The organism is Parasynechococcus sp. (genome assembly GCF_042954245.1).
GTDB lineage: Bacteria > Cyanobacteriota > Cyanobacteriia > PCC-6307 > Cyanobiaceae > Parasynechococcus.
The window spans coordinates 1-4,320 of the sequence record NZ_JBGKDP010000128.1; the positions used below are offsets into that span (position 1 = coordinate 1).

7 protein-coding genes and 1 tRNA gene are annotated in these 4,320 nt (G+C 61.5%); 6 read left to right on the plus strand and 2 right to left on the minus strand.

Features of this window, described 5'->3' with window-relative positions; translation table 11 throughout:
* The first annotated feature begins 3 nt into the window (after positions 1-3).
* A tRNA-Ser gene (locus ACGVJ8_RS05725) sits at positions 4-92 on the plus strand.
* A 16-nt stretch (positions 93-108) separates the two neighbouring features.
* On the opposite strand, the gene ACGVJ8_RS05730 is transcribed toward ACGVJ8_RS05725, so the two are convergent.
* Positions 109-1,023, minus strand: a complete 915-nt coding sequence (locus tag ACGVJ8_RS05730) for a serine hydrolase (RefSeq protein ID WP_392346240.1) — start codon at positions 1,021-1,023, stop codon at positions 109-111.
* A 17-nt stretch (positions 1,024-1,040) separates the two neighbouring features.
* Here ACGVJ8_RS05730 and ACGVJ8_RS05735 point away from each other — a divergent pair, with 17 nt between their 5' ends.
* Positions 1,041-1,769, plus strand: a complete 729-nt coding sequence (locus ACGVJ8_RS05735; protein ID WP_392346242.1) for an NlpC/P60 family protein — start codon at positions 1,041-1,043, stop codon at positions 1,767-1,769.
* 60 nt (positions 1,770-1,829) lie between these two features.
* On the plus strand, positions 1,830-2,792 hold the full coding sequence (locus tag ACGVJ8_RS05740) for a glycosyltransferase family 2 protein (RefSeq protein ID WP_392346244.1): 963 nt from the start codon (positions 1,830-1,832) through the stop codon (positions 2,790-2,792).
* Here the strand turns inward: ACGVJ8_RS05740 and ACGVJ8_RS05745 are convergent.
* Entirely contained in the window at positions 2,750-3,217 is a 468-nt protein-coding gene (locus ACGVJ8_RS05745) for a HEAT repeat domain-containing protein (protein WP_392346246.1), read from the minus strand. The genes ACGVJ8_RS05740 and ACGVJ8_RS05745 overlap by 43 nt on opposite strands.
* 90 nt (positions 3,218-3,307) lie before the next feature.
* On the opposite strand from ACGVJ8_RS05745, the gene ACGVJ8_RS05750 reads away from it, so the two are divergent.
* The 3 genes from ACGVJ8_RS05750 to ACGVJ8_RS05760 all read left to right on the plus strand — a co-directional run.
* Positions 3,308-3,424: a photosystem I reaction center subunit VIII gene (locus ACGVJ8_RS05750; RefSeq protein WP_006851672.1), complete on the plus strand. Its 117-nt coding sequence runs from the start codon at positions 3,308-3,310 to the stop codon at positions 3,422-3,424.
* 43 nt (positions 3,425-3,467) lie between these two features.
* Positions 3,468-3,959: a photosystem I reaction center protein subunit XI gene (locus ACGVJ8_RS05755; RefSeq protein WP_392346248.1), complete on the plus strand. Its 492-nt coding sequence runs from the start codon at positions 3,468-3,470 to the stop codon at positions 3,957-3,959.
* A 105-nt stretch (positions 3,960-4,064) separates the two neighbouring features.
* Positions 4,065-4,320: efflux RND transporter permease subunit (locus ACGVJ8_RS05760; protein WP_392346250.1), on the plus strand; the 256-nt coding region annotated here is incomplete at its 3' end.

Below are 4,320 nucleotides of genomic sequence, written 5' to 3' on the forward strand. Positions count from 1 at the left end.
GCTGGAGAGGTGGCTGAGTGGTTGAAAGCGGCTCCCTGCTAAGGAGTTACAGGAGGCAACTTCTGTCGAGGGTTCGAATCCCTCCCTCTCCGTTCCAAGTTCACTGTCTTATTCCTCCAGCTCCTCGGAGCTGGTGAACAGGTTGAGTTGCCGTGCCAGCTCCGGCAAAAGAGACGAGTCCCTCGCGCGATCAGGCCCTGTGGTGAACACCACCAGCAAGCTGGGTGGCTGCTGTGCGGATGTCTGAAACCAAGCAGCGTCATGCCGGGCCTGACTCATCCAGCCGGCCTTGCTCCAGAGGAGCGCGTCCTCGGGTAGTCCCTCACCGAGGAACCCATCCACCTGGTTTTCAGGATCAGCGCGACGCTGCTGCTGATCGAGTGAGCGCCGCAACAGACCCTGCAGCCGACGACAGGCCGGCGGCGACACCACCGCACCGGTCATCACAGCCTCCAACATCCGGGCTGTCGCAGCGGTGGACAAGCCATTGCAGTTGCTGTTGTCGGCCCCATAGAACATTTTCTCCCGGCCATAGGGACCATCACCCCAGGTCTTCTGGCAGCAATTCACCGCCTCCAGTTCCGGCCAGGCCAAGCTCTGCAACCAGCCATTGATCAAGCGACGCTGCTGCGTCCAAAGCTCCCAGCGTTCGCCATGAAGAGCAGGACCACTGGTGGTGCCTGTGAGCAGATCAACCACAAGCCCAGTGGCATCATTGTTGGAGTCGGCGATCATGTCGCGCACCGCGCGCCGCAGTTCGTCGCCCTCAGGGATCAGGTCACGTTGCAGCCACTGCTCAACGGCGACGGCATAGAACAGCTTCACCACGCTGGCCGGATAGAGTATCCGGTTTTGGTTCCAGGAAGCACCACGGCCCTGACCAGCCTCCGGTGCAGCTTCGTCGTACTGCACCCAGGTGATCGCCAGACTGTTGCGCAATCCTGGGCGGCCGTCGGCATCGAGCCCATCGAGGGCCGCCTCAAGCCGAGCCGCCATTGCGGGATCGGGACGGTAGAACGCCATAGCGACTCGATTAGGCCATGGCGACGTTAGGCACCCTGCTGGCCCCAGACCTGATTCAGATAGGCTCCTGTTGGCAGCTATGCGCTGACGTCAATGGTTATTCGAGATTTGACGGCGAGAGCCTGACCACCCAGGCCTGTCGTGGACGCCGCTTTCGCATCCTGGAGAGGCAGCGCACGAGGATCGCTGTTCAACTGCTGGAGGATGGTTACCGCTGCTGGCTCGAACTTGAGGCGGTTCTGGGGCGAGCTGAGCAATGCGCACCCTGGCGACCGTCGCCGCTAAGCGCGACAGAGATTGAGCGACGTCTACCCGGCGTGCTCGCCTGGAGCGAAACCGCCCAGCAATGTCCCAATGTCTACCTCTGGGGAGGCACCACAGAACCGGACATGGATTGTTCCGGTCTGATGCAGATAGCCTTCGCCAGCCAGGGCATTTGGATTCCGCGAGATGCCTATCAGCAGGAGCGGTTCTGCCAACCTGTTGCCGCTCTCCCCGATGATCACAGCCTGCTGCGCCCGGGAGATCTGCTGTTTTTTGGCACATGCCGGCGTTGCACCCATGTGGGGCTCCATCTCGGCGATGGCCGCTACCGCCATAGCTCAGGCCAGGACCATGGGCGCAATGAAATCGGCATCGACAGCCTTCACAGCAGCGATCAACACCCGGTGGCTTGCCACTACAGGGCTGAATTCCGCGGCGCAGGCCGTGTGGTGCGTTGCCATGACGGATCGCATCTCTCCTGAAGCTGTCAGCCGGATCGACTGGACCCCTGCTTAAGTTGAGCGACTCGCAGCGCGACCGGCATGAGTGCACCCCTGAATCTCTCGGTGGTGGTGCCGCTGTACAACGAAGAGGAAAGCCTGCCCCACCTGGTTGAGCAGCTCCTTTCAGCACTGCGTCCAACCGACGAGACGTTTGAGCTGGTCCTGGTCGACGACGGATCCAGCGACCGCACCGCGAAAGTGCTGGCCCAGCTCAGCGCAGAGGTGCCCGAAGTGGTGGCTGTGCTGCTGCGCAAGAACTATGGCCAGACCGCAGCCATGGCGGCTGGGTTTGATGTGGCTGGCGGAGAGGTGATCGTCAGCCTCGATGGAGATCTTCAGAACGATCCAGCCGACATCCCCATGCTGCTGGCCAAATTGCGGGAGGGGTATGACCTCGTTAGTGGCTGGCGCCATCAGCGCCAGGACGCCGCCCTCCAGCGCAAACTTCCCTCCCGGATCGCCAACCGCTTGATCGGCCGGGTGACTGGGGTGCGGCTGCATGACTACGGCTGCTCTCTCAAGGCCTATCGACGGGAGGTGCTCTCAGACATGCGGCTCTATGGGGAGCTGCATCGCTTTCTTCCCGCCCTGGCCTTCATCGAGGGTGCACGGATCACCGAAGTGAAGGTGAACCACCGGGCGCGTCAGTTCGGCAACAGCAAGTACGGGATTGATCGCACCTTCCGTGTGCTGATGGATCTGCTCACCGTCTGGTTCATGAAGCGTTTTCTGACCCGGCCGATGTACGTGTTCGGCTTCGGTGGACTGCTGGCCATCGCCGCCAGCCTGGTCACCAGCACCTATCTCTTCGTGATCAAGGTGATGGGAGGCGACATTGCCAATCGCCCACTGCTCACCCTGGCGGTGGTGCTTGGTTTGGCGGGCATTCAGCTGTTCTGCTTCGGGCTTCTCGGCGAACTGCTGATCCGCACTTACCACGAAAGCCAGGACCGACCGATTTATCGCATCCGCGAAACGTTGCGCGGCGGCCGAGCCGGCTGACGGATCGGGGCAGCGGCCGGCGCACCGCGCAACGGTGCGATCGCAGCGGCTGCTTCTTCCACCACACGCGCATCGCTATCCCGCAGCGCTTGGCGCAGCAGGGGTAGCGCCGAACGGTGCCCCCATTGGGCGGCCAAACGAACAGCACGCAAACGCTCCTCGGGGCCAGCCTCCATTTCGGCCTTGAGGCGACGCTCCAAGGCAAGACGCTCCAGAGGACTGGTCGGCGCCGTCCAGGACTCCAGGGAAGCATCGGCGGATTTCCCATCAGCGGCAGGCTTAATCACCAGTTCCAGCTGGGGACGGTTGATCTGTGCGACACGGCTGGCATCCGTGCTGGAGAGCATCGGCTTCACCGGCTTCCTGCACAACCAGAGCACCACCGTGAGCAGCACGACGGCACCAGGGAGGAGAACGTTCTGCATGCGGATTGAACTTTTATGTCGCCGTTGGGGCCTAAAGCAGGCCGTTAGAACGGACCTACTTACAGTAGCTGCGAAGCTTCTAGCCTCGACATGACTGGAGATTTCGCTGCTGCCTGGCTGCCTGCGATTTTTGTGCCCATCACCGGAATCGTGTTCCCCGCAGTATTCATCGTCCTTGTTGGTCGAGTGATCACCGCTGCCGAGTGACCGCGACCTGCGGACCGTTTCAACCCCTCAGCACTCGTAACTCATGACCGTCACTCCTGCTGCTGATCCCTGCGTCGGCAACCTTGCGACACCCGTGAATAGCGGCTATTTCATCAAGGGCCTGATCAACAACCTACCCCTGTATCGCCCCGGGATTTCCCCGAACTTCCGTGGTCTGGAAACCGGTGCAGCCTTCGGTTATCTGCTTTACGGCCCCTTCACCATCTGTGGCCCTCTGCGTGTCACGGAGTACCAGCAAACCGCTGGCCTGCTGGCTGCCATCGGCGCCGTGCACATCCTCAGCCTGCTGTTCCTGCTCTACAACCAGCCCGGTAAGCAACCCAATATCCCTCCTGCAGATGTGACGGTTGAGAATCCCCCCGCCGACCTGTTCACCCGCACCGGTTGGGCCGACTTCACCAGTGGGTTCTGGCTCGGTGGTTGCGGCGGTGCCGTTTTCGCCTGGTTCCTCTGCAACACCGTTCACGTGCAGGAACTGTTCAAGATCGCTGCTGGTGTCTGGAGCGTCGGCTGAAGCCATTCACCGAAACCTCTAAACCAAGATCATCAAACCCCCGGCTGCCTGATCCCAGGCAGCCGGTTTTTTCTGGCAGGATTCATTAACGTTTGAGACGTCCCGGTGCGGTCGATCTCCCAACCGTTTCTTCGGCGGCCGGTTCTTACGGTCGTCTGCAGTCTGCTGATCCTTTTGGCGGGCTGCACGGCCTTGTTCGGCCTGGGGCTGGAGGATCTTCCGCCACTCGCTCCCACCCGCGTGAGTGTGAATGCCAGCTTCCCGGCGACTTCACCGGAGGTGGTGGAGCAGAGCGTGACCCGGGTGTTGGAACAACAGCTGAATGGCCTTGAAGGGGTCGACAGCATCAGCTCAACCAGCA